Annotated in this window: 23 protein-coding genes; 19 read left to right on the forward strand and 4 right to left on the reverse strand. The window is 63.1% G+C overall.

Going from position 1 to position 22067, the window contains the following annotated elements; all coding sequences use genetic code 11:
- Positions 1–32: 32 nt before the first annotated feature.
- Positions 33–824 carry an enoyl-CoA hydratase/isomerase family protein gene (locus tag HMPREF2757_RS03250; protein WP_070573333.1) on the forward strand — a complete coding sequence of 264 codons (792 nt, stop codon included), beginning with the start codon at positions 33–35 and terminating at the stop codon, positions 822–824.
- Positions 825–966: 142 nt separating this feature from the next.
- On the forward strand, positions 967–1872 hold the full coding sequence (locus HMPREF2757_RS03255; protein ID WP_070573335.1) for a polysaccharide deacetylase family protein: 906 nt from the start codon (positions 967–969) through the stop codon (positions 1870–1872).
- 13 nt (positions 1873–1885) lie between these two features.
- Here the strand turns inward: HMPREF2757_RS03255 and HMPREF2757_RS03260 are convergent, their stop codons facing one another.
- Positions 1886–2089, reverse strand: a complete 204-nt coding sequence (locus HMPREF2757_RS03260; RefSeq protein WP_070573337.1) for a hypothetical protein — start codon at positions 2087–2089, stop codon at positions 1886–1888.
- A 37-nt stretch (positions 2090–2126) separates the two neighbouring features.
- Here HMPREF2757_RS03260 and HMPREF2757_RS03265 point away from each other — a divergent pair, with 37 nt between their 5' ends.
- Genes HMPREF2757_RS03265 through proC form a run of 3 tightly spaced genes read left to right on the forward strand, consistent with a single transcriptional unit; the run spans position 2127 to position 4949 of the window.
- On the forward strand, positions 2127–3137 hold the full coding sequence (locus tag HMPREF2757_RS03265) for a Ppx/GppA phosphatase family protein (RefSeq protein WP_070573496.1): 1011 nt from the start codon (positions 2127–2129) through the stop codon (positions 3135–3137).
- A 45-nt stretch (positions 3138–3182) separates the two neighbouring features.
- Complete coding sequence (locus tag HMPREF2757_RS03270; RefSeq protein WP_083304068.1) at positions 3183–4094, forward strand: sugar phosphate isomerase/epimerase family protein; 912 nt, start codon at positions 3183–3185, stop codon at positions 4092–4094.
- 27 nt (positions 4095–4121) lie between these two features.
- Positions 4122–4949 carry a pyrroline-5-carboxylate reductase gene (gene proC / locus HMPREF2757_RS03275; protein ID WP_070573339.1) on the forward strand — a complete coding sequence of 276 codons (828 nt, stop codon included), beginning with the start codon at positions 4122–4124 and terminating at the stop codon, positions 4947–4949.
- A gap of 55 nt (positions 4950–5004) precedes the next feature.
- Here proC and HMPREF2757_RS03280 read toward each other — a convergent pair whose 3' ends face one another.
- Positions 5005–5682: a potassium channel family protein gene (locus HMPREF2757_RS03280; RefSeq protein WP_070573341.1), complete on the reverse strand. Its 678-nt coding sequence runs from the start codon at positions 5680–5682 to the stop codon at positions 5005–5007.
- Entirely contained in the window at positions 5675–7081 is a 1407-nt protein-coding gene (locus HMPREF2757_RS03285) for a TrkH family potassium uptake protein (RefSeq protein ID WP_083304069.1), read from the reverse strand. Before HMPREF2757_RS03285 ends, HMPREF2757_RS03280 begins: the two co-directional genes overlap by 8 nt.
- Before the next feature lie 120 nt (positions 7082–7201).
- On the opposite strand from HMPREF2757_RS03285, the gene HMPREF2757_RS03290 reads away from it, so the two are divergent.
- The 13 genes from HMPREF2757_RS03290 (at position 7202) to ccsB (ending at position 20936) form a co-directional block, all read left to right on the forward strand.
- Positions 7202–8398 (forward strand): acetoin utilization protein AcuC, encoded by a 1197-nt coding sequence (locus HMPREF2757_RS03290; RefSeq protein ID WP_070573344.1) that lies wholly within the window; start codon positions 7202–7204, stop codon positions 8396–8398.
- A 160-nt stretch (positions 8399–8558) separates the two neighbouring features.
- Positions 8559–8657: a 30S ribosomal protein bS22 gene (locus tag HMPREF2757_RS11350; RefSeq protein ID WP_019174583.1), complete on the forward strand. Its 99-nt coding sequence runs from the start codon at positions 8559–8561 to the stop codon at positions 8655–8657.
- A 130-nt stretch (positions 8658–8787) separates the two neighbouring features.
- Positions 8788–9054, forward strand: coding sequence for a glutaredoxin family protein (locus tag HMPREF2757_RS03295; protein ID WP_070573346.1), 267 nt, complete (start codon positions 8788–8790; stop codon positions 9052–9054).
- A gap of 167 nt (positions 9055–9221) precedes the next feature.
- The gene (hemA, locus tag HMPREF2757_RS03300; RefSeq protein WP_083304071.1) at positions 9222–11708 is read left to right on the forward strand and encodes a glutamyl-tRNA reductase; all 2487 of its coding nucleotides are present in this window, start codon (positions 9222–9224) and stop codon (positions 11706–11708) included.
- A complete protein-coding gene (locus tag HMPREF2757_RS03305; RefSeq protein ID WP_083304072.1) occupies positions 11689–13302 on the forward strand; it encodes a bifunctional uroporphyrinogen-III C-methyltransferase/uroporphyrinogen-III synthase in 1614 nt (537 codons plus the stop codon). The genes hemA and HMPREF2757_RS03305 overlap by 20 nt, the downstream gene beginning before the upstream one ends.
- Entirely contained in the window at positions 13302–14297 is a 996-nt protein-coding gene (gene hemB / locus HMPREF2757_RS03310) for a porphobilinogen synthase (protein WP_070573348.1), read from the forward strand. Before HMPREF2757_RS03305 ends, hemB begins: the two co-directional genes overlap by 1 nt.
- Positions 14294–14755: a MarR family winged helix-turn-helix transcriptional regulator gene (locus HMPREF2757_RS03315; protein ID WP_070573349.1), complete on the forward strand. Its 462-nt coding sequence runs from the start codon at positions 14294–14296 to the stop codon at positions 14753–14755. The genes hemB and HMPREF2757_RS03315 overlap by 4 nt, the downstream gene beginning before the upstream one ends.
- Positions 14755–16092, forward strand: a complete 1338-nt coding sequence (gene hemL, locus HMPREF2757_RS03320; protein WP_070573350.1) for a glutamate-1-semialdehyde 2,1-aminomutase — start codon at positions 14755–14757, stop codon at positions 16090–16092. The genes HMPREF2757_RS03315 and hemL overlap by 1 nt, the downstream gene beginning before the upstream one ends.
- Positions 16089–16751, forward strand: a complete 663-nt coding sequence (locus HMPREF2757_RS03325) for a histidine phosphatase family protein (protein ID WP_070573352.1) — start codon at positions 16089–16091, stop codon at positions 16749–16751. Before hemL ends, HMPREF2757_RS03325 begins: the two co-directional genes overlap by 4 nt.
- Positions 16748–17383: a TlpA family protein disulfide reductase gene (locus tag HMPREF2757_RS03330; protein WP_070573354.1), complete on the forward strand. Its 636-nt coding sequence runs from the start codon at positions 16748–16750 to the stop codon at positions 17381–17383. Before HMPREF2757_RS03325 ends, HMPREF2757_RS03330 begins: the two co-directional genes overlap by 4 nt.
- 2 nt (positions 17384–17385) lie before the next feature.
- Complete coding sequence (locus tag HMPREF2757_RS03335; protein WP_070573356.1) at positions 17386–18192, forward strand: cytochrome c biogenesis CcdA family protein; 807 nt, start codon at positions 17386–17388, stop codon at positions 18190–18192.
- On the forward strand, positions 18192–19799 hold the full coding sequence (locus HMPREF2757_RS03340) for a cytochrome c biogenesis protein ResB (protein ID WP_070573358.1): 1608 nt from the start codon (positions 18192–18194) through the stop codon (positions 19797–19799). The genes HMPREF2757_RS03335 and HMPREF2757_RS03340 overlap by 1 nt, the downstream gene beginning before the upstream one ends.
- Positions 19800–20936, forward strand: coding sequence for a c-type cytochrome biogenesis protein CcsB (gene ccsB / locus HMPREF2757_RS03345; protein WP_083304073.1), 1137 nt, complete (start codon positions 19800–19802; stop codon positions 20934–20936).
- 371 nt (positions 20937–21307) lie between these two features.
- Here the strand turns inward: ccsB and HMPREF2757_RS03350 are convergent, their stop codons facing one another.
- Complete coding sequence (locus HMPREF2757_RS03350) at positions 21308–21742, reverse strand: PLD nuclease N-terminal domain-containing protein (RefSeq protein ID WP_070573360.1); 435 nt, start codon at positions 21740–21742, stop codon at positions 21308–21310.
- A gap of 45 nt (positions 21743–21787) precedes the next feature.
- Between HMPREF2757_RS03350 and HMPREF2757_RS03355 the strand changes: the two genes are divergently transcribed.
- Positions 21788–22054: a DUF4229 domain-containing protein gene (locus tag HMPREF2757_RS03355; RefSeq protein WP_070573362.1), complete on the forward strand. Its 267-nt coding sequence runs from the start codon at positions 21788–21790 to the stop codon at positions 22052–22054.
- The last annotated feature ends 13 nt before the right edge of the window (positions 22055–22067 follow it).

The following is a 22067-nucleotide window of genomic DNA, read 5'->3' on the forward strand; positions in this document are numbered from 1 at the left end:
CACACACAGAACCGGCCAAACAGAGGAGAGAAATGACAGATCAGCAGCCCACCCCCGCAGATATCCCCCTGGTTGAGGGCTTTGAATACGGCGTTGAAGACGGCATTGCCACACTGACCATCTCCCGGCCGGAAAAGCGCAACGCCCTGTCGCGTGAAATGTGGTTGGCGCTGCCGGGAATCGTCTCGGCCATCGACGCCGACCCAAAGGTGTCAGTGCTCATCATCACCGGCGCCGGCGGCCATTTCTCGGCCGGTTCTGACATCAACGACCTCAACGTGCCGCTGCAGGAGTTCTGGAACACCAACGCGAATGCGGAAGCCGCTGTTGAGAACGTCGACATTCCGACGATTGCAGCGATTGAGGGCAACTGCGTGGGCGGCGGCACAGAAATCGCAGCCGCGTGCGATGTGCGGATCGCCAAACCCGGCTCGATCTACGGTGTGACGGCCGGCCGCCTGGGACTCGTCTACCCGCCTGGACCCACGCGCAGGCTCGCAGCTGTTCTGGGGGAGTCCTTTGCCCGCTACATTCTGCTGACGGCAGACATCGTCGACTTCGACCGGATGAACAACCTGGGCTTCTTCCACGAAGTCTCCGAAGACCCACTGGCCACGGCAGTTGAGAAGGCGAAGACGATTGCGGGCCGTTCGGCTCTGTCGCAGACCGCGGCCAAGCGGATTCTGCGCGGTGATCACCTCACGGCTGCCGAGGGTGGCTGGCTGGCTGAAAGCTATGCGAAGGAAATCAGCAGGGGACAGGAAGCGTTCTTCGAGCGTCGCCGCCCCGATTTCAGCATAAGCCGAACAGACTTCCCCGACTGAGCCGACAGACTCTCCCGCCCAGGGCTGCGCCGGTGTCATACTTGAAGTGAACCGGCTCTCAGGAGTCGGACGCTGGCGGGCAGCCGCCCGTCAGACAGAACTAGCTCACCAGCGGTTCTGCCGGTGGGCGAAGGGAGGCCCCATGGCGAAGAAAGATATTCTGGTCAGCTTCGGCATCGACATCGACGCTGTATCCGGTTGGCTTGGATCCTACGGTGGGCAGGATTCGCCGAACGACATTCAGCGTGGCATCTACGCCGGTGAAATCGGGGTTCCCCGCCTGCTGAAGATGCTCACTCGGCGAGAACTGCCCGCAACCTGGTTTGTGCCCGGCCATTCCGCCGAGACCTTCCCCGAACAGGTCAAAATGATCGTCGACGCCGGACACGAAATCGGTGCGCACGGCTACAGCCACGAAAACCCGGTGGACATGACCGCTCAGCAGGAACGCGACGTCATGGAGCGCTCCCTGGAGGTTCTGGCCAAGCTCGCCGGACAACAGCCGAAGGGCTATGTTGCTCCCTGGTGGGAAATGTCAGAGCGCACAGCTGAGCTGCTGCTGGAGTTCGGCCTCGACTACGACCACTCACAGAGCCACGGCGACTTCGTTCCCTATTACGCGCGGACGGGTGAGAAGTGGACGAAGATCGACTACTCCAAGCAGGCATCCGAATGGATGGTGCCCTTGGAATACGGCAAGTCGGTAGACCTCGTAGAGATTCCGGCCAACTGGTACGTTGACGACCTCCCGCCCATGATGTTCATCAAGGGCAGCCCCAATTCCCACGGCTTCGTCAACCCCAGGTCGATCGAAGAGCTGTGGAAAGACCAGTTCGACTGGATCTACCGCGAACTGGACTACGCCATCTTCCCGATCACGCTCCACCCGGACGTCGCCGGTCGCCCGCAGGTGCTGCTCATGCTCGAACGGCTGATCGACTACATCGGCGGTCACGAGGGCGTGCGCTTTGTCGACATGCAGACAATAGCCGCAGACTTCCGTGACCGCTTCCCGTACGACGGCGAGCAGCGTCCGCCCATGTGGTGATCTGAAGCTTGCGTCAGCGCCGCCGCTGGCTGCGTCTGCGGGCCCAGGCCTCGCGCAGCGAGCGGCCGGCCATGACGAGCCCGGCCAAGAAGAACGCCAGCGCGGCAATCAGAAAATACAGCCGCAGATCATGCAGCTGAGGCAGGCGGGAGAACACAACCGCAGCAACGGTCATAATGAAAGTCGCCGCAATCCACGGGGCTCGGGTGTTCTGCATACCTCCGATAATAGGACCGCGCGGTAAGATGCAGACCATGCGCTTAGCCGTTCTCGACATCGGATCCAACAGCATTCACCTGCTGGTGGTCGACGCCCACGAAGGTGCCCCGCCGCTTCCGGCCTCATCCCACAAGGAAGTTCTGCGGCTGGCCGAACATCTCAAAGACGACGGTTCGCTGTCGAAATACGGGGCCAACAGGCTGCTGCACTTCTGCCGCGAAGCCATTGTCGAAGCAGAAGAACAGGGCGCGGAGCGAATTCTGGCCTTTGCCACATCGGCCCTGCGCGAAGCCCCCAACGGGCAGAAGCTCATCGACAAGATTCACGAACAGACCGGCCTGATCCTCAACGTCATGTCCGGGCAGGACGAAGCGCGCATCACCTTCCTGGCGGTCCGCCGCTGGTTCGGATGGTCAGCTGGCAAGATCCTGATGATGGACATCGGCGGAGGATCGTTCGAACTGGCCGCCGGAACAGACGAATACCCCGATGCGGCAGTCTCGGTGCCGCTGGGTGCAGGCCGTATGCTCAACCACTACCTGAACCACGAACTTCCCAACCCCGACGAAATCGCGCAGCTGCGCAGGCACGCCCGCCACACAATCGGCAAGGTCGCCGGCCAGATCAACCGAGTGGGCAAACCCGACCAGATAGTCGGCTCATCCAAGACCTTCCGCTCCCTGGCCCGCATTGCCGGAGCGGCACCGTCGAGCCACGGCATCTACGCCCCGCGCTACCTGCACGCAAAAGACATGCCCCGGATAATCGAGGAACTTGCATCGCGCACACCCGCCCAGCGGGCCGACCTGCCAGGAGTGTCCGAGAACCGCGGCGGCCAGGTGCTTGCCGGCGCGATTGTTGCGGATGCGGCTTTCACCATCTTCGGAGTCGAGAAGATGGCGATTTCGCCTTGGGCGCTGCGCGAAGGCATCATCATGCGCCAACTGGACCTGCTGGACACCGCAGAGCCCGTCTCTGTGCGCCAAACGCTCGACGGCGACGAAACCCCCACGACTACCAACGGCAAGCACGGTGCCGATGTCTAACGGAGTGGTCTGACCGGGTCAGCCGGGTGCGCCTAAACTGAAAGCGTGACAGACAAAACACCTCGTAAGGCGTTCACGAAGAAGAACCGCGCTCGCGCAGATTCCCTGCGCCACCGCGCCTATTTTGAGAACAATCCCGTGTACGAGTACGGCGCAGTGCACACCTCTGACGGACGGATCCGCGTGGGACTTTCGTCATCCTCGGTGTACCCCATGACAGTGGAGAACACCTTCGAAACGGCGGCTGCACTGGGCTACGACGGTGTCGAGATCATGATCACCGACAATCCGGGTACGCAGAGTGCCTCGCACATCCTCGAATACGCTCAGCGCACGGGCCTGCCGGTGCTGTCGCTGCACGCTCCGACGCTTCTGCTGCTGCCGCGGGTGATGCACAAAGACAACTGGGAAAAGCTGCGCCTGACCGCGAAGCTCGCGCTCGACGTTGGGGCCGAAACGGTTGTTCTGCACCCGCCGTTTCGCTGGCAGGGAGACTATGCGCGCGGCTTCGTCGACGGAGTGCGCCGACTGTCACACGAAACCGGTGTGCGCCTGGCGGTGGAGAACATGTACCCGTGGCGAGCCGGTGTGCGCGAACTGCAGATCTACTATCCGGACTGGAACCCGCTGGACGAAGACTACGACAATATGACGTTTGACTTCTCACACGCATCGACGGCGGGAATGAACGCCCTGGAGACCCTGCAGCAGATCCACGATCGCGTGCGCGTGCTCCACGTGACCGACGGCGCGGGCTCCGTCATGGACGAACACCTGGTGCCCGGGCGCGGAAAAATGCCGGTCAAAGAGTGCCTGCAGTACTTGGCTAAGGTCAACTGGTCTGGCGAAGCGGTCATTGAAGTCAACACGCGCTTTGCGCGCAAAAAGTCCACGCGCATGGACATGCTGGCGGAATCTTTGGCTTTCACCCGGCAGCACCTGGGGCTTGGCTGCTAGGACGGCGACAGAAGAAAAGGAGCAGAAATGGCTGTGACAGTCTCCATCATCGGAGCGGGAAGCATGGGATCTTCCCTGCTGAAGGGAATGTTGAGCACAGATGCGCTCAATGCTGAGAGCGTCCGCGCAACCACACATTCGCGCGCATCGGCCGATCGGCTCACACAAGACCTCGGAATTGAGGCGAACGCGACCGAAGACAGCGAGAGCTCCAACGCCGATGCAGCCGCCGGGGCGGACTTCGTCTTCCTGGGAGTCAAGCCGTGGGCAATCCGCGAAACGGCTGCGAGCTTTGCCGAAGCTCTCGCCAAGGAGGCCGTCATTGTGTCCATGGCCGCGGGGGTTTCGCTGGACACACTGGCCGAAGCCTTCCCGAACAACCCCATTGCGCGGATTATGCCGAACACCCCTTCTGCGATCGGCAAGGGCGTCATCGCGGTGTCACCGGACAACACGATGTCGCAAGAGCAGACTGCAGCTCTTACGAGGCTCCTGTCGGGTGCCGGTGAGGTGTTCACGGTGCCCGAATCGGCAATCGGCGGCATGATCGGCATTTCAGGTTCCGGGGTGGCCTATTTCTTCCTGCTGGCAGAAAAGCTCATTGCCGCAGGTCAAGAACTCGGCCTGGATGAAGACACAGCGCGCCGCATGGCCGTCGCCACTGCAGAAGGGGCGGGTCTGCTGCTGGCAGCCGACCCTGATCCTGCGAAGCTGCGCCGGGCCGTTGCCCACCCCGGCGGCACAACTGCCGCCGCGGTTGACTCCTTTGAAGCCGACGGCTTCGAACAGAGCGTCGTCCGCGCGGCACGGGCCGCAGCTGACAAGGCCGCCGCAATGGAGCGCGAAAACAGCTGACTGGGAAGCTGCACAGGCCCACCGGCCGGTTCGCTGCCGACGGTTGCAGAGCCGTCTACGGCCGCCCGGCGAAACGGCCCAGCAGCTCGACGTGGCCTGCGACGATGAGCACATCGTGTTCGCCGATGCGCGAACTGGGTTCGGCGTAGGTGAAGTCGCGGCCGGGCGATTTGACGCCCACGACCGTGACGCCGTAGTCATCGCGGATCTTTGATTCACCCAGCGTGAAGCCCTGCACTTCTTTCGGCGGGCGCATTTTGACGACCGCAAAGTGCCCGTCGTCGAACTCGATATAGTCGAGCATGCGCGATGACACCAGGTGGGCTACGCGAGCTCCCGCCTCAGATTCCGGGTAGAGCACGTGTTCGGCGCCGATCCGGTGCAGAATCTTGCCGTGAGAATTCGAGATGGCCTTCGCCCACACCTGCCCGATTCCAATGTCGACGAGGTTAGCGGTGGTCAGCACCGACGCCTCGATCGAGGTTCCGATGCCGACCACGGCGGTTGAAAAGTCTTCGGCTCCCAGCTGGCGCAGGGCCTCGAGGTTGGTGGCATCGGCTTCGACAACGTGGGTGAGCTTGCCTGCGAATTCCGCTACCTTGCCCGGGTCTCTTTCGACAGCCAGCACCTGCCTGCCGAGCTTCATCAGGTTTTCAGCAGTCGACGCGCCGAAGCGGCCAAGACCGACCACCAGCACCGACGAGTTGTCGGTCTTCTGTTTGCGCTTAGCCAATGATCGGCCTTTCTTCCGGGTGGCGGAAATGAGTCAGCGAGTCGCGCTGTGACAGTGCGGCCGCCAGGGAGATAGTACCCAGTCGGCCCAGGAACATGAGCAGGCTCAGAATGTACAGCGCCGGTTCTGGTGCCCTCTCAGTGAACCCGGAGGACAGCCCGCACGTGCCGAAGGCAGAGATTACGTCCATGAGGGCGTCATCGAGGTCTTCGTGGGTCATGGCCAGCATCGCCATGGTTCCGCCGATCACGATGATGAACCCTGCAATCGTCACGGAGATCGCCAGGCGAACAGCCGACGGGTCGATGCGCCGCTTGAAGGCAACAGCGTCCCGGGCGCCGCGCGCTTCCGCCCAGGCGGCCAGCACGAGCACCGCAAGGGTGGTGACTTTGATGCCCCCGGCGGTAGACGAAGAGCCGCCGCCGATGAACATGAGAACGTCGAGCGCCAAGTGGCTGGCATCTGACATGGATGCGACGTCGACGGTGTTCATACCCAAAGACCGCGCGGTCAGCGACATGAAAACAGACTGGAACGCGTAGTTGACGACGCCGGTGCCCGCCAGCGTCTTTTCGTTGCCCCACTCGAAGATTGCTATGAGAACGCTGCCGACGGCCAGCAGAATGAGCGAGGTCGTGAGTGTGAGCTTGGTGTGCAGATCCCACTGGCGGGGGCGGTTCCACAGGACTCCCATGATGAGCACCACCGGGAAGCCCAGTGAGCCCACAAAAGCGGAGAACATCACTGTGGAGACGATCCAGTAGTCGTCGGAGAAGGCGATCATGCCCGAATCGTGAATGGCAAAGCCCGCATTGTTGTAGGTCGAAATGGCATAGAAAGCTGCGGAGGCCGCCGCTTGGCCCAGCTGTTCACCGCGGCGAAGAAAGCCGATGAGCAGTCCGAAGAACACGATCGTCTCGACAATGAGCACCGTGCTGATGACGGTGCGCAGTAGCGTGCCCATCTGACCGAGTTTGAACGTGTTCGTCGCCTGAGCTGCGATGAGCCGCTGGCGCACCCCGAGCTTCTTGGAGATGAGCATGCCCAGCATAGAAGCGATAGTCAGAATGCCCATACCGCCGACCTGCACGCCGGCGGCGATGATGACCAGGCCGAAGTTCGAAAAGTATTCGTGCAGGGTCACCGGGGTCAGACCCGTAACGCACACGGCCGAGGTGGCAACAAACAGGCTGTTGGCGAACGAAAAGTCCGCGGGGTCCCGGTGGGCTGCCGGCAAGCACAGAAGCGCGGTGAAGAATATGATGACGACGACGAACGCGCCCATTGCCAGCCTGGCGGGGGACTGTTCGGCAACCCTGTCGACAAAGTCGCGCGCAGCTCGCGCCGGCAGCGCTGCCGTTGCCAGCAGTTCGCGCTTGTTCTTGCCGTTCTTCCTCACAGTCAGCCAGCATACTCACCCGCGTGCGCGCACGCGGGAAAACAGCGCAAGCAGCCTGGGAGCGAATATTGGGGTGAGCCTCTGTGAGTGAATCGGATCACGTTTGGCTACAGTACGGGTATGAGCAGAGAAGAAGTTTTGGTGATGTGGGATGAATCCCTCACCGAATACAATTTCGGTCCGCACCACCCCATGCACCCGCTGCGGCTTGACTTGACGGCGAAGCTGTCGCAGGACTTCGGCCTGTTCGACGCCTCCAATATCCACATCCAGTCCGTGCCGCAGGTCGACGAGGAAGCGCTCGCCCGCCTGCACACTCAGGAATTCATCGACGCCGTCAAAGCGGCCGGGGCTTCCGCCTCGATCTCGGAAGAAGACCAGCAGACCTACGGGGTCGGCACGGAAGACGTCCCCCGCTTCGACCAGATTCACGAAGCCTCCGGCAGGCTCTTTCAGGCCAGTGTCGAAGCGGCCAGGGCAATTGCCTCCGGCCGGTACAACCGCGCGGTCAACTTCTGTGGTGGAATGCACCACGCAATGCCCGGCAAAGCTGCCGGGTTCTGCGTCTACAACGACTGCGCGGCGGCAATTCAAGAGCTTCTGGACGCCGGGTACGAGCGCGTGGTCTACCTCGACCTCGACGCCCACCACGGTGACGGCACCGAGCACTTCTTCTGGGACGACCCTCGTGTGCTCACCATCAGCCTGCACGAAAACGGCCGCTTCCTGTTCCCCGGCACCGGCTACGCATCCGAGATCGGCGGGATGAAAGCCGCAGCCAGCGCGGTCAACATCGCCCTGCCGCCGCGCACTGTGGACGCCGACTGGCTGCGTGCGCTCGACGGTGTTGTTCCCCAGGTGATCCGCGAATTCAAACCGCAGGCGATCGTCTCTCAACACGGCTGCGACGGGCACAATCTGGACCCGCTGACGCACCTGCGGCTCTCGGTTGACGCTATGCGTCGAGCCTCCGAATGGGTGCGTGACCTCGCCGAAGAGCACGCGGACGGCAAATGGCTGGCCGTCGGCGGCGGAGGCTACGCCATCATCGACGTGGTCCCGCGCGCATGGACCAATCTCGTGGCGATCGCAGGCGGCATCGAACTGAAGCCGGCAACGGAAATGCCGGACCGCTGGCGCGACTACGTCTACAGCCTCACCGGCCGCGATGCGCCCAAGCGGATGACCGACGGCACAGATGCTGAATTCCCCGCCTGGGAGCGCGGCTACGATCCCGAATCCGACCTCGACCGCACTGTCATGAGCACGCGCAAGAACATCTTCCCGTTCTACGGTTTGGACGCCTACTACGATTGAGCGCGCGGTCCACGGCGCGGGCCCTTATACCAGACCGCTGGCACCGAGTTCATATGGCCGGTTGTTGAAGTTTGGGTTTCTGCAGGGTTGCCCGTTAGGATTGAGCGGTTAAGTCAGCCCGCTGTAAGCGGGGGAATCGTCGGAATCGCGAGGGTAGAACGTGGGTTCGGTAGTCAAGAAGCGTCGTAAGCGTATGTCCAAGAAGAAGCACCGCAAGCTGCTTCGCAAGACCCGCCACCAGCGCCGCAACAAGAAGTAATCAACTCCGCACGCCCCCGTCGAAGCGATCCGGCGGGGTTTCGTGCTGAATGAACCGGTGCGGAATTCTTTCTGCACCGATGACGCGCTGTGCTCCGGGCTGGCGCCCGGGGCAGTGCGGGAAGGCTCATATGGGCGTCCAAGTTCAGTTCCTCACCCGTAGCGACTGCGGTCTGTGCGACACTGCGCGGGCAGTCGTCGACAGTGTGCTCGCTGACCTGCCAGAACAGATCGATGTGCAGCTGAGCGTGGTGGACATCGATTCCGATGCGCAGCTGCAGGCCAAATACGACTGGGATGTTCCAGTCGTTCTCATCAACGGCCGCCAGCACAGCTTCCACCGCGTGGACCCACACCGGTTCGCGCAGGCTCTGCGTGCGGCACACGAACGCGGCTGAGTGGCCGCGGCACTGTCGGTTCGGGCCGATGATCAGGGCGGTGCGGCTGACAGCCGTGGCGCCAAACGGGAATGAAACAGCGCTGGGGCGCCGTTGTGCTCACGGGAGTCCGGTGAGCTTGAAAGCAGCGATCGACGGGAGTCGTTCGCAATGAGGGAGCAAGACCATTGACACTGCTGGTTCTGGGAATATCCCATCACTCAGCACCTCTTGACGTGCTTGACGCGCTCGCTCTGGACGCTGAGCGGGCAGACCTGCTGCGCCGATCAGCGGCAGAGCGTGATTTCGTCAACAGCGCTGTTGTGCTGTCCACGTGCAACAGGCTCGAAATCATCGCCGATGTCACATCTTTCCACGGCGGACTGGCCGACCTCGGCACCGCCTTGGTCGATGTCAGCGGGATCCCGTGGTCAGAGCTCTTCTCACATATCTACGTTCACTTCGATGACAAAGTCCAGGAACACCTCTTCCTGCTGGCTTCCGGCCTTGACTCCATGGCCCTGGGGGAGACCCAGATCCTCGGCCAGCTGCGTAAGTCCCTGCACGATGGCGAACGCGGCGGTTCGGTCGGCGGCGGTCTGAGCGAAGCCCTCCAATCCGCACTGGAAGTGGGCAAGCGGGTGCATTCCGAAACCAAGCTGTCATCGGTTTCGCTTTCGCTGCTGGACACCGCCCTGGCCGAAGCCGAAGGCCACGTGGGTGACCTCACCGGAGCCAACGCGCTTGTCGTCGGCGCTGGCGCAATGTCAGGCCTCACCGTCAAAGCCCTCAAAGCCCACGGGGCTGCGCGCATACGCGTCATCAACCGCACCCTCGACAAGGCTCTGCGCCTTGCCCAGTCCGCAGGCGGGGAGGCTGTTGAACTCACGCACACCAACCTGGTGAGGGAAATCGCGCAGGCGGACCTCATTGTGTCGGTGACCGGCGCCAGGGGCATTGTGCTGGATGAGGACACCGTCATCGCCTCACTGCAGCAGGACCTCGACCAGAACCTCAACAAGTTCTTCATCGACCTGGCGCTGCCCTATGACATTGCAGTAGAAGTGGGCGAACTTCCCCACATTCGGGTGCTCAACCTCGACGGCATCAGCCGGCTCATTGCCGCCAATGAACACGCGCAGTCCGAATCCGTGCTCACCGTCATCGCCGAAGCCCGCGCTCTTATCGAGAAGGCCATGGTCGACGATGCCGCACGGCGTGCCGCTCGCAGGGTATCGCCGACAGTCACCGCCCTGCGCGAACAGGCCATTATGATCGTCGATGCCGAATTCGACCGCCTGAAGAACAAACTCGGGGCGTCTGTCAGCGACGCCGCAATAGCCGAGATCAGCAAGACACTGCACCGCACGGCAGATAAGATCATCCACACCCCGACGGTCAAGGTGAAAGAACTCGCCTCGGCCGATTCCGGAGTCGACTACGCTGCCGCGCTGAACATGCTGTTCGACCTCAGCGCCCGCACGCGGGAACCGGAAGCCGACCGCCGAGCCAGCAAAGTCGGCTCTGTCGCGCAGACAGCCGACGGCAGCAGCGGCCACATCGAAGCCGACGGCACAACACCGGTCGCCGACCACACCCTCGACGTGGTCGAGCCCGAACACTTCACGGGCCAGACCGTCCGCCTGGGCACCCGCCGCAGCCAGCTGGCACGCAGCCAGTCCACCGCGATCGCCCAGCAGCTTGCCGCGCGCACCGGCTGGCGGGTTGAGATTGTCGAAGTGGTCACGGAAGGCGACGTCAATATGACGCCGCTGGCCCGCCTGGGCGGGTCCGGCGTTTTCGTGTCCTCCGTGCGCACCGCACTGCTGACAGGCAAAGTGGATATTGCGGTGCACTCGCTCAAAGACCTGCCCACAGCCCCCGCCGCGGGAATCGAGATGGCGGCGGTTCCGCCTCGCGTGGATCCCTCTGACGTGCTGATCGCCCGCAACGGACTCAGCCTGGTCGAACTGCCGGCAGGTTCCGTCGTCGGCACCGGTTCGCCCCGCCGCGCATCCCAGCTGCGGGCAGCCCGCCCCGACATCACGGTCACGGGTGTGCGCGGGAATGTGGGAACCCGCATCGACCACGTGACAGAGGGCCGTCTTGACGGCGTCGTTCTGGCAGCCGCGGGCGTGCGCCGTCTGGGGCGTCTGGGCGAAGTCACCGACGTGCTCGATCCTTCCGTCATGCTCCCGGCCCCGGGGCAGGGAGCGCTGGCAGTGGAGTGCCGCGCACCCGATGCCGCGCACGGCGATTTCGACCAGGAGATCCGCGAAGCCCTCGAAGCTCTGCACGACCCGGCCACGAGCCTCGCCGTCTACGCCGAACGCGCAATTCTCGAACGTTCGCAGGCCGGCTGTTCAGCCCCCATCGGCGCTTTGGCCTCGATTGACGGCGCGGCGCTGACACTGGCTGCCGTCATGGCAGACGACGAAGGCAAGCTCAGCCGCCTGTCCACGATTGCCACACTGCCGGACGAAGTCACCGACAACATGGTCGAACTGTCCCGCGGAATCCAGTCGGAGTCGCGCCGGATCGCCAGAGAGCTCGGCTATCGAACAGCAGACGAACTGCTCAAAACACTCGGCGCTGTGCCCGGAACCGCCAGCGGTGCCAACGCCCCAGAAACGAATCTTGTAATGACCCCCGGAGGTGACCGTGACCAGCGGTGATTCTGTACAGAACCGCCCGCAGCGGGCCGTGCCCAAAGTGTTCTTTCTGGGTGCCGGTCCCGGCGATCCCTCCCTGTTGACCATCCGAGGTGCGGAGCTTCTGGCTTCGGCAGCCGTCGTCGTCCACGAAGATGACCTCCACCGGGATCTCCTCGACGCCTACGTGCCGGAAGACACCCTGCTGCGTCCGGTATCGGAAATGGGAGTGCAGCCGCACACCCGCGGCCGCAGGCTGGGCGAACTCGCCCAGGAGCACGGCATGGTCGTGCGCCTGGCCGCCGATGACGGGCTGCTGTTCACCTCGACCACTGCCGAGGCGCAGGTGCTGGCCGGCGGTGACGTCGGCTTTGAGATCGTCCCGGGTGTCGGGGCGGCGTCGTCTGCCGCGGCGTTCACGGGAACACCGCTGACGAACGCCAACGTCCGCTCGGTGCGCTACGTGTCCGCCACCGATATGACCCGCAGCGATGTTTCGCGCTTTGCCAACACCGGCCACGTCATCAGCGGCTCCGTGACCGACACCATCACGGCTGTCGAGGGGATGCTCGGCGACGAATGGGAGCCCGAGACCCCCGTGCTCGTCGTATCCGGTGTGTCGACCGTTCACCAGCACTCAATCGAAACCACGCTGGGTCAGCTGGTTGACCGGCTGCGCGACGACTTCGAGCCGGACACGGTGGTGCAGACGATCTTCGGAGCTGTTGTCGAGCAGCGCCGCGAGCTTTCGTGGTTCGAATCCAAGCCGCTGTTCGGCTGGCAGGTGCTCGTGCCGCGCACACGCGAACAGGGTGCCGAAACTGTCGAGGCGCTCGCGGAGTACGGTGCCGAGGGCACCGTGGTGCCCACTATTGCCATCCAACCGCCGCGCTCGCCCCGCCAGATGGAGCGGGCTATTCACGCTCTTGTCGACGGCGACTATCAGTGGCTGGGCCTGACATCGGTCAACGCGGTCAGAGCGGTCAAGATGTGGCTTGCCGATCTCGGTCTGGACGTGCGCAGCCTCGCGGGCGTCAAAGTCGCCGCCGTCGGCGACAAAACCGCTGAGGCTCTGCGCGAATGGGGCATTGAGCCAGAGCTTCTGCCCAGCGGCGAACAGTCCGCCCGAGGCATGCTCGAAGACTGGCCGGCGTTTGACGACGAAGAGGGCTTCAACCGTGTGCTCCTGCCGCGGGCAGACATCGCCACCGACGTGCTGGTGGAGGGTCTGACCGAGCGCGGCTGGAAGGTCGACGACGTCACCGCCTATCGCACTGTGCGCGCCGCTCCGCCGCCGAAGCCCATTCGCGAGTCCATCAAGGGAGGCGACTTCGACGCCGTGCTGTTCACGTCGTCGTCGACGGTTCGCAACCTGGTGGGCATTGCCGGAAAACCCCACACCTCCACCGTTATTGCAGCCATCGGGCCGGCAACGGCTCAGACGGCACAGGATCACGGCCTGCACGTCGACGTCCTGGCGGACGAAGCCAGCCTTCCGGCCCTCATCGCCGGACTGTCCGATTTCGCCCGCAAACGCCGCGACGACGCGCTGGCCGAAGGAATAGTTCCGGTCCGCCCCTCGCAGGACCGGAGGACTTCGCGAAGGAGCAGAGGCTGATGACCGACACGTCCCTCCCGTTCGGCGCGGTTCGCCCGCGTCGCCTGCGCCAGTCGGCGGCAATGCGCCGCCTGACCTCGGAGACGAAGCTGCAGCCGGAAGACCTCATCGAGGTGCTGTTCGTCAAGGAGGGGCTGGACGCTCCCGTCGAACTGACCTCGATGCCGGGCGTGCGCCAGCACACCCTGGACTCGCTGGTTGAGGCCGCACAGAAAGCGGTCGAGGCGTCGGTAGGGGGAATCATGCTCTTCGGCATCCCGCTGGAGTATGACGAGCGCGGCTCCCAGGCCGATGACCCCGACGGCATTCTCAACGTGGCCGTGCGTCGGGTGAAAGACGCTGTTGGCGATCGCACCGTCGTCATGACCGATTTGTGCCTGGACGAATTCACCAGCCACGGCCACTGCGGTGTGCTCGACGAACACGGGGATGTCGACAATGACGCAACGCTTGAGCGCTACGCCTCAATGGCCGTTGCGCAGGCGCGTGCGGGATCGGACGTTCTGGGTCTGTCGGGCATGATGGACGGCCAGGTGGGTGTTGTGCGCGAAGCCCTCGACGAAGCTGGGTTCACGAATACCGTCATCATGGCCTACACCGCCAAGTACGCCTCGGCGTTCTACGGCCCGTTCCGCGAAGCCGTGGATTCGCAGCTTTCCGGTGACCGTCGCGCCTACCAGCAGGACCCTGCCAATGCGCGCGAAGCACTGCACGAACTCCAGCTGGATCTGGCAGAAGGTGCAGACATCGTCATGGTCAAACCCGGCCTGCCCTACCTGGATGTCCTGAAAGATGTCGCAGAAGCCTCTCCGGTGCCGGTGTGGAGCTACCAGATCTCCGGTGAGTACGCCATGCTGGAATTCGCCGCGGCTGCCGGCGCGATTGACCGCAGACCCGCGGTTTTGGAATCACTTCTGGCATTCAAACGCGCAGGAGCTGACGCCGTTATGACCTATTACGCGACTCAGGCCGCTGAATGGCTCGCTGAACAATGAGCGCCGCACCCTGGCTGGATGAAACACAGCAGCGGTTCTGGAGGGCCATGCTGCAGGGCCAAACGCTTCTGCAGACAGTGCTTGACCGCGAACTGCGCGAAGTTGCAGGCATTGCGCTGGCGGACTACGAAGTTCTCGTCATCGTTTCAGAATCGCCCGGCCGCTGCAGGCGCATGGCTGAAATCGCCGAAGACATCGGCGTTTCCCGATCCCGCCTGTCGCACACCGTGGCGCGTTTGGAAAAGCGCGGCATCCTCAAGCGCAGCTCCACGGAAGGTGACGGCCGAGGTGTCAACTGCAGCATGACCGACGAAGGGTGGGGGCTGATGCAGAAGATCGCCCCCGTGCACGTCGAAGGTGTGCGCAGGCACCTGATCGACCTCATGTCTCCCGAAGAGACCCAGGTATTGGCAGACGTCTTCACCCGAGCAGCAGAACATCTGAGAAAGGCAGTGTGATGACCCAGCCCACGCAGAACTCCCAGGAACTCTTTGAGCGCGCTCTGAAGGCCATTCCCGGCGGTGTGAACTCACCGGTGCGTGCTTTCGGCGCTGTTGGCGGAACGCCGCGATTCATGCACTCCGCTGAGGGTGCGCTGCTGACCGATGTCGATGGCAACGAGTACGTTGACCTCATCGGATCCTGGGGTCCCATGATCGTCGGCCACGCACACCCGGAAGTTCTCGGCGTGGTCCAGGAGACCGCCGCCCGCGGCTTTTCGTTTGGAACGCCGTCGGTTCCGGAAGTCGAACTTGCTCAGGAGATCGCCAGCAGGGTCGCGCCGGTTGACGAGGTGAGGCTGGTCAACTCGGGCACGGAAGCCACAATGTCGGCCATTCGCCTGGCACGCGGGTACACCGGTCGGGACAAGATTGTGAAATTCGCAGGCTGCTATCACGGTCACGTTGACTCGCTGCTCGTGGCCGCAGGGTCCGGTCTTGCCACCTTCGGTCTGCCGGACACTCCCGGCGTGACGAAGGGAACCGCAGAAGACACTCTCATACTCGATTACAACGACCAGGACGGTCTGCGCCGCGCCTTTGCCGAACACGGCAGCGAAATCGCCGCGGTCATCACGGAAGCCTCCCCGGGCAATATGGGCGTCGTCCCGCCCCGTGACGGCTTCACCAACCTCATCCGCTCGCTGACCAAAGAACACGGTGGGCTCATGATCTCCGATGAGGTCATGACGGGCTTCCGCGTTTCCGAAGCAGGCTGGTACGGCTACGAAAGCCAAGCCCTGGGCTACCCGGACGGACCGGCGGACCTGTTCACATTCGGCAAAGTCATGGGCGGCGGCTTCCCGATCGCGGCCTTCGGCGGACGCCAGGAAGTCATGGACGCTCTGGCACCCAAGGGCGGGGTCTACCAGGCAGGCACCCTCTCCGGAAACCCGGTGGCCTCGGCCGCGGGTCTGCGCACCCTGCAGCTGACCCGCGAACTCGACGTCTACCCGACGATCGAGGCCGCCGCAGACGTCCTGCGCCCGGCCATCACGGAGGCTCTCAGCGCCGAAGGCGTGCCGCACACCATCCAGTCGGCGAACTCCATGTTCTCGGTGTTCTTCACCGACCGCGAAGTCCGCACTTTCGCCGATGCGCAGGCACAGAACACCGCCGCTTACTCGGCATTCTTCACCGCAATGCTCGAACAGGGCGTGCACCTGCCGCCCAGTGCCTTTGAAGTGTGGTTCCTCTCGGCAGCTCACACCGCGCAGATCCTCGACCGCGTGGTGTCCGCACTGCCTGCCGCAGCCAAGGCGGCAGCCCGGGCGACAGACGGGGAGTCGGCATGACCACCTCGCGCATCCACCTGGTCCGCCACGGTGAAGTCGACAACCCCGACGGCATTCTCTACGGGCGCCTGCCCGGATTCGGGCTGACGGCCCGGGGCCGCCAGATGGGTGAAAGGATCAGCGACTACTTCGCCGATGACCGCTTCCACGTGCGCGGCCTGGTGCGCTCGCCGCTTCTGCGCACAGCCCAGACAATTGCGCCTCTGGCACAGTCGACCGGGCTCGAACCGGTGGTTGACGAGCGTGTCATCGAAGCCGGCAATCGCTTTGAAGGACAGCAGGTCAACCGTTCGTCGGTCTTCGCACCGGCGAACCTGCCGCTGGTATGGAATCCTCTGCGCCCATCGTGGGGAGAGCCGTACATCAGCCAGGTGCGCCGCATGCAGGCTGCGATGTTCACTCTGCGCAACAGGGTTGAGGCTGTGGCGAAGGCCGAAGGGCTCAATGCGGTTGACGGCGTCATCGTCAGCCACCAGCTGCCCATCTGGATGTCCCGCATGGCAGCCGAGGGCAAGCCGCTTGCACACGATCCGCGCAATCGCGAATGCAGCCTGGGATCCGTGACCACGCTGAGCTTTGAAGGCGCCAAACTCGTCGGGGTTGACTACACCGATGTCAACGCCGACCTCCAGCCGACAAAGGCGGTGGCAGGAGCATGAGGAACGCAGCGCTTGCCGTGGCGGACAAGCGAGGCCGCGGGCGCACCCGCCGAACAGTCGGAGCTGTTCTCGCCTGCGCCCTTGGATTCGGGCTGGCCGCCTGCGGTGGAACAGAAACCGGGGGAGTGGCCGAACAGGCCGGATCCCAGCAGGGCTATGTCTCCGGTACCGGGGTGGTCACTCAGATCCCGAAGAATGAGCGCACTGAGCCGATCGACCTCGACATCACCCTTCTGGACGGGAAGAAGACCTCACTGGCGGACATCCGCAAGGACGGGACCATCACGGTCATCAACTTGTGGTACGCAGCGTGCCCGCCATGCCGCAAGGAAGCTCCCGAACTCGAAGAAGTCGCAGAGAAATACGAGGGCAAAGCTCAGCTGATCGGCGCAAACGTGCGTGATCAGGAGGCCGCGGCTCAGGCTTTTGTCGACAACTTCAATGTGTCCTATCCCGTCATGCTCGACACGGACGGCGAAATGGTCGGACTGCTGTCTGATGTTCTGCCGCCCAGGGCAACCCCGTCGACCGTCGTCCTCGACTCCGAGGGCCGGCCGGCCGCACGCGTCGTCGGTGCCGTCGAAGCTTCCACGCTCAGCGGTCTGATCGACGACGCCATGAAAGAAGACTGACGGTGTTCCCCGCCGGGACCGTGCAGGCCGCAGGGGCAGTGCAGGCCGCTGACCTCGGTTCGGCATTCGCGCAGACGGTCCTCAACGGTCCGCTGCTGCTGGCCATGGCGGTCGCGGCGATCGCCGGGCTCGTGTCGTTCCTGTCACCCTGTGTGCTGCCCCTGGTTCCCGGCTACATCGGCTATGTCACGGGGATGACCGGCACAACGGTCGAACAGGAGCGCACCTCTGCGGTACTCGGCGGGGTTGGCCTTTTCGTGTTGGGCTTTGCAGCCGTCTACGTCGCCCTGGGAGCGGCCTTCGGGGCACTCGGCAGCCTGCTCAGTGACTGGATTGGCATTGTCACCCGCGTCATGGGCATTGCAGTCATCCTTGCCGGGATCGTGTTCCTGGGCGGTATTCGGGCTTTTCAGACCAACAAGCCCATTGCAAAGAAGCCCAAAGCCGGGCTGTGGGGTGCCCCGCTGCTCGGTGCCGCTTTCGCACTGAGCTGGGCACCCTGCATCGGCCCCACCCTGGCGGCGGTGCTCGCCCTGTCAACAGGTTTCGGTGCTGACGGCGGCACCGGCCGCGGCATGCTGCTGACCTTCACCTACTGCGTGGGGCTCGGCCTGCCCTTCCTGCTTGTGGCCTATCTGCTGCACAAGGGCATGGGACGCCTGGCCTTCCTCCGCAGGCACCAGCGCGGCATTGTGATCTTCGGCGGTGTCATGCTCATCCTGCTGGGGCTGCTCATGGTCACCGGCGTATGGACGATCATCATGAACAACATGCAGAACCTCATCGGCGGATTCGAAACGGTGGTGTGATGACAGACAAACCGACGACACCAGACACGGCCGCGGCAAGCACCGCGGATCGCAAGTCGTCCCAGAAAGCGCCGGACATCGGGTTCATCGGCATGCTCCGGTGGGCCTGGCGTCAGCTGACCACCATGAAGTTCGCACTCATCCTGCTGCTGGTGTTGGCACTGGCGGCTATCCCCGGATCGCTCCTGCCGCAGCGCATTCAGGACCCGGCGAAGGTTCAGAACTTCATCATCGACAACGGTCGGACCGGTGAACTCCTCGACAAGTTCCAGATGTTCGACGTCTATTCGTCATTCTGGTTCTCCGCCGTGTACATCCTGCTGATGATTTCGCTGGTCGGCTGTGTTCTGCCGCGCACCAAACAGCACTGGAAGGCAATGCGCTCGCAGCCGCCGAAAGCCCCGCGCAGGCTCACCCGAATGCCCGGCTACCAGAGCTTCACCCACACCGCCCCGGCCGAGCAGATCCTCGAAACCGCACAGGAATACCTGAAGAAGAACGGCTACCGTACGGTGGGCCGCGGTGACCACATCGCCGCCGAACGCGGCTACCTGAGAGAAACGGGGAACCTGCTCTTCCACCTCGCCATGTTGGGCGCGACAATCGTCATGGCCATCGGCGCGATCTTCGGCTACGGTGGCCAGCGCGTGCTCGTCGAAGGGGACACGTTCACAAACTCGCTCGTGTCCTATGACTCATTTGAGCCAGGCCGCTACTTCGACGCCGACAACCTGGCAAACTTCCGCCTGCGCTTGGAGAGCTTCGACGCGAAATTCGACTCGACCAGCGAAGGCGCCCAGTTCGGCCAGCCGCGGGCATTTGACGCCGTCATCACGGAAACCACGGACGGCGTTTCGACTGAACACAACCTCAAAGTCAACGAGCCCATCCGCGTGGACGGGGCGCGCGTGTATCTGACAGGCAACGGCTACGCACCGGTCGTGACAGTGCGCGACGCACAGGGCAAGGTGACCTACTCCGGGCCTGTGGTGTTCGTGCCCGAAGACGGTGTTTACACCTCGCGCGGTGTCATCAAAGTTCCCGACACCGGCGCGGGCAATGACCAGCTGGGCTTTTCCGGCATCCTGCTTCCCACAGCGGGCGTCAATCAGCAAGGTGAGCTGTACTCGCAGTTTGCAGAGCTGCGCAACCCCGTGCTCGTCATGAACCTCTACAAGGGTGACCTGGGGCTTGATGCCGGTATTCCACAGAACGTCTACGAACTCGACACTGCGGGTATGGAAGCCGTCAACGGCGACGACGGCCAGCAGTGGATCACCCAGATGCAGCCGGGACAGACAGTGCAGCTGCCCGATGGGCTCGGCACAATCGAGTTTGAGCGGATAGCGAAGTTCGTCAGCCTCGACGTCCGCCACGACCCGGTGCAGGGACTCATGCTGGTGGTCACCACGCTGATGTTCATCGGACTGGCACTGGCCATGTTCATTCCGCGCCGCCGCATGTGGGTGCGGGTGCGTGACGGCGAAGTGGAAATCGGTGCGCTGGCCCGCAGCGAAGACCCACGCGTCAAGCAGGCGGCAGAGCGCTGTGGCGTAGAATTGAAAGACAGACTTTCGTCTGCTGATCACCAATCCGCGGAGGGATAAGTGGAAGTCAACGTCACGCTCGCCAGCTGGTCAATGCTTCTGATCTATTCGGCTGGTGCGGTCTATGCGCTCGCGTTCATCGTCTACGCTTTTGACCTTTTCGGAGGCAAGAAGAAGCGCGCCGGGAAGGCAGCTGACTCGGCTGATTCCGGTGCCTCTTCCGGTGCAGTCGCAGACGCGGCGAAAGGTGCGAAGCGCACATCGCGCACACGTACCTCGGCTGATGCTGGAGCGGCTGATGACGGCGGTGTTGTCGGCACGCTCGTGCAGGAGAACCTCGACGGTCCTGCTGACCGGGTGTACTCCAATCGCACGGCCGACGAAGCGAACGAGAAGGGCGGTCGCGGTGATGCTTCCGCTGTCGATGGCGGCAAACGTCGCGTGTTTGCCAATGTCGGCACGTCCCTGACGGTTCTGGCGCTGCTCCTGCACATCGCCTCGATCGTCACGCGCGGCATGTCGGTCATGCGCGCTCCCTGGGGCAACATGATGGAGTACGCGCTGCTTGCCAGCGCCGTTGCCGGTGCTGTCTATGTTGTGACGCTGCGCTACAAAGACGTCCGCTACCTTGGCACATTCGTCACCGGGTTCCTGTTGGTGTCAATCGGCCTTGCGACGACTGTTTTCTACACTCCTGCAGCACCGCTCGTTCCGGCACTGCAGTCGTACTGGATTCTCATTCACGTTCCGATTGCGATTCTTTCCACCGGCCTGCTGACTGTTTCAGCCGCGCTGGCCACGGTGCAGCTGCTGCAGGGTGCTCGTGAAAAGCGCGTTGCAGCCGGACGCGATGCCGGCCGGCTGTCGTTTCTGGAGCGCATGCCGCGGGCGGCATCGATTGAAGCTGTGTCCTACCGTCTGGCTGCGGTCGGCTTCATCACGTGGACTTTCACCCTGATCGCCGGAGCCATCTGGGCCGAAGTCGCCTGGGGCCGCTACTGGGGTTGGGATGCCAAAGAGATCTGGACGTTCGTCATCTGGGTTGTCTACGCTGCATACCTGCACTCGCGTGCAACCCGCGGTCTGCGCCTGACGACAATTGCCTGGCTCAACCTCATCGGCTTCATCACGATCATCTTCAACTTTACGATCGTCAACGTGTACTTCAACGGCCTGCACTCATACTCCGGGCTGTGATCAGCAGGCTGGCTCAGTCCTTGCAGCCCTGAACTCTTCGACGGGTGCATTCGCTCATGCGGATGCACCCGTTTTTTTGTGTGCGTGAGCGCGGGGAACCTATTGCATTCCGGCCTCCACCCGCTAGCCGGATCCCCACTTCAGCCAAGGGCAAGTCCAGGATCCCCGCTTCAGCCATAGAAACACCCGTCAGCCGCAAGGGCACTCCCTTCAGCAACAGACCTGCGCCTTAGCAGCTGTTGCTAAGGCGCAGAATCCGGCTATTGGGTGGGCGGGTGAAAGAGATGAGAAGCCGAGGTGCCGGTCTGGTGTGAGGGAAGTGGCGCCTTGTGATCTGGGCGGGTGAAAGACATGAGGGGCCGAGGTGCCGCTCAGCTGTCGTGGCGGGGTGAATCGTCACCCGGCTCGTCATCTGCCGAAGCAGCACTGTCTTCACCCTGCGAGTTCTTGCGCGGCTCTGATCCTGTGCCGCGCAGCTTTTCAGCCCTGCGCTGTTCTTCCTGCTGGCGCTGGAGTTCGCGCAGGCGGCGAAGTTCGATGTCGTCTGAAATCTTCTTCAGGTATTCGGGATCGTTGTCGGGTGCATTGGGCACGGACTCGCTGCCATTGGCTCCTTGCAGGGCACCTCCGCGGCCGAACAGGTACCACAGCACAATTCCCACTACCGGCAAGAAGAGAATGATCGCAGCCCAGGCCGCCTTCGGCATCATTTTGATTCGCGATGAATCGAAGGAAATGCAGTCGAAAAGGCTGTACAGGGCAAGAGCCGTGTAGATGACGATGATTGCGATGAGCATGCGGGCCATGCACTCCATCGTAGTGGTTGCCGCGGGACTACAATGAGGGGCACCATGCGTGATTTCCTTCTGTACAACGCCGCCCGGATCGGCCTGCTCGCAGCCTCAGTCGCTGTCATCTGGTACTTCAGCGGACCCAGCCTGCTGTCGACGATCGTTGCCGTGATCGTGGCGACTCTGCTCAGCTATCTGCTGCTCAACGGTATGAAGCAGAAAGCCGTCTCCTCAATGACGGAATGGACCGCCCAGCGCAGAAACCGTGCGCCCAAGGCCGGCAGCGACGAAGCGATCGAAGACGAAATCGACGAACAGCACCGCTGAACTCGACGAGCCC

The organism is Brevibacterium sp. HMSC063G07 (assembly GCF_001810665.1).
Taxonomy (GTDB): Bacteria; Actinomycetota; Actinomycetes; order Actinomycetales; family Brevibacteriaceae; genus Brevibacterium.

Coding starts and splice junctions, on each gene's coding strand:
- HMPREF2757_RS03250 (WP_070573333.1), top strand. CDS start 33: ATGACAGATCAGCAGCCCACCCCCGCAGATATCCCCCTGGTTGAGGGC.
- HMPREF2757_RS03255 (WP_070573335.1), top strand. CDS start 967: ATGGCGAAGAAAGATATTCTGGTCAGCTTCGGCATCGACATCGACGCT.
- HMPREF2757_RS03260 (WP_070573337.1), bottom strand. CDS start 2,089: ATGCAGAACACCCGAGCCCCGTGGATTGCGGCGACTTTCATTATGACC.
- HMPREF2757_RS03265 (WP_070573496.1), top strand. CDS start 2,127: ATGCGCTTAGCCGTTCTCGACATCGGATCCAACAGCATTCACCTGCTG.
- proC (WP_070573339.1), top strand. CDS start 4,122: ATGGCTGTGACAGTCTCCATCATCGGAGCGGGAAGCATGGGATCTTCC.
- HMPREF2757_RS03290 (WP_070573344.1), top strand. CDS start 7,202: ATGAGCAGAGAAGAAGTTTTGGTGATGTGGGATGAATCCCTCACCGAA.
- HMPREF2757_RS03295 (WP_070573346.1), top strand. CDS start 8,788: ATGGGCGTCCAAGTTCAGTTCCTCACCCGTAGCGACTGCGGTCTGTGC.
- hemB (WP_070573348.1), top strand. CDS start 13,302: ATGACCGACACGTCCCTCCCGTTCGGCGCGGTTCGCCCGCGTCGCCTG.
- HMPREF2757_RS03315 (WP_070573349.1), top strand. CDS start 14,294: ATGAGCGCCGCACCCTGGCTGGATGAAACACAGCAGCGGTTCTGGAGG.
- hemL (WP_070573350.1), top strand. CDS start 14,755: ATGACCCAGCCCACGCAGAACTCCCAGGAACTCTTTGAGCGCGCTCTG.
- HMPREF2757_RS03325 (WP_070573352.1), top strand. CDS start 16,089: ATGACCACCTCGCGCATCCACCTGGTCCGCCACGGTGAAGTCGACAAC.
- HMPREF2757_RS03330 (WP_070573354.1), top strand. CDS start 16,748: ATGAGGAACGCAGCGCTTGCCGTGGCGGACAAGCGAGGCCGCGGGCGC.
- HMPREF2757_RS03340 (WP_070573358.1), top strand. CDS start 18,192: ATGACAGACAAACCGACGACACCAGACACGGCCGCGGCAAGCACCGCG.
- HMPREF2757_RS03350 (WP_070573360.1), bottom strand. CDS start 21,742: ATGGCCCGCATGCTCATCGCAATCATCGTCATCTACACGGCTCTTGCC.
- HMPREF2757_RS03355 (WP_070573362.1), top strand. CDS start 21,788: ATGCGTGATTTCCTTCTGTACAACGCCGCCCGGATCGGCCTGCTCGCA.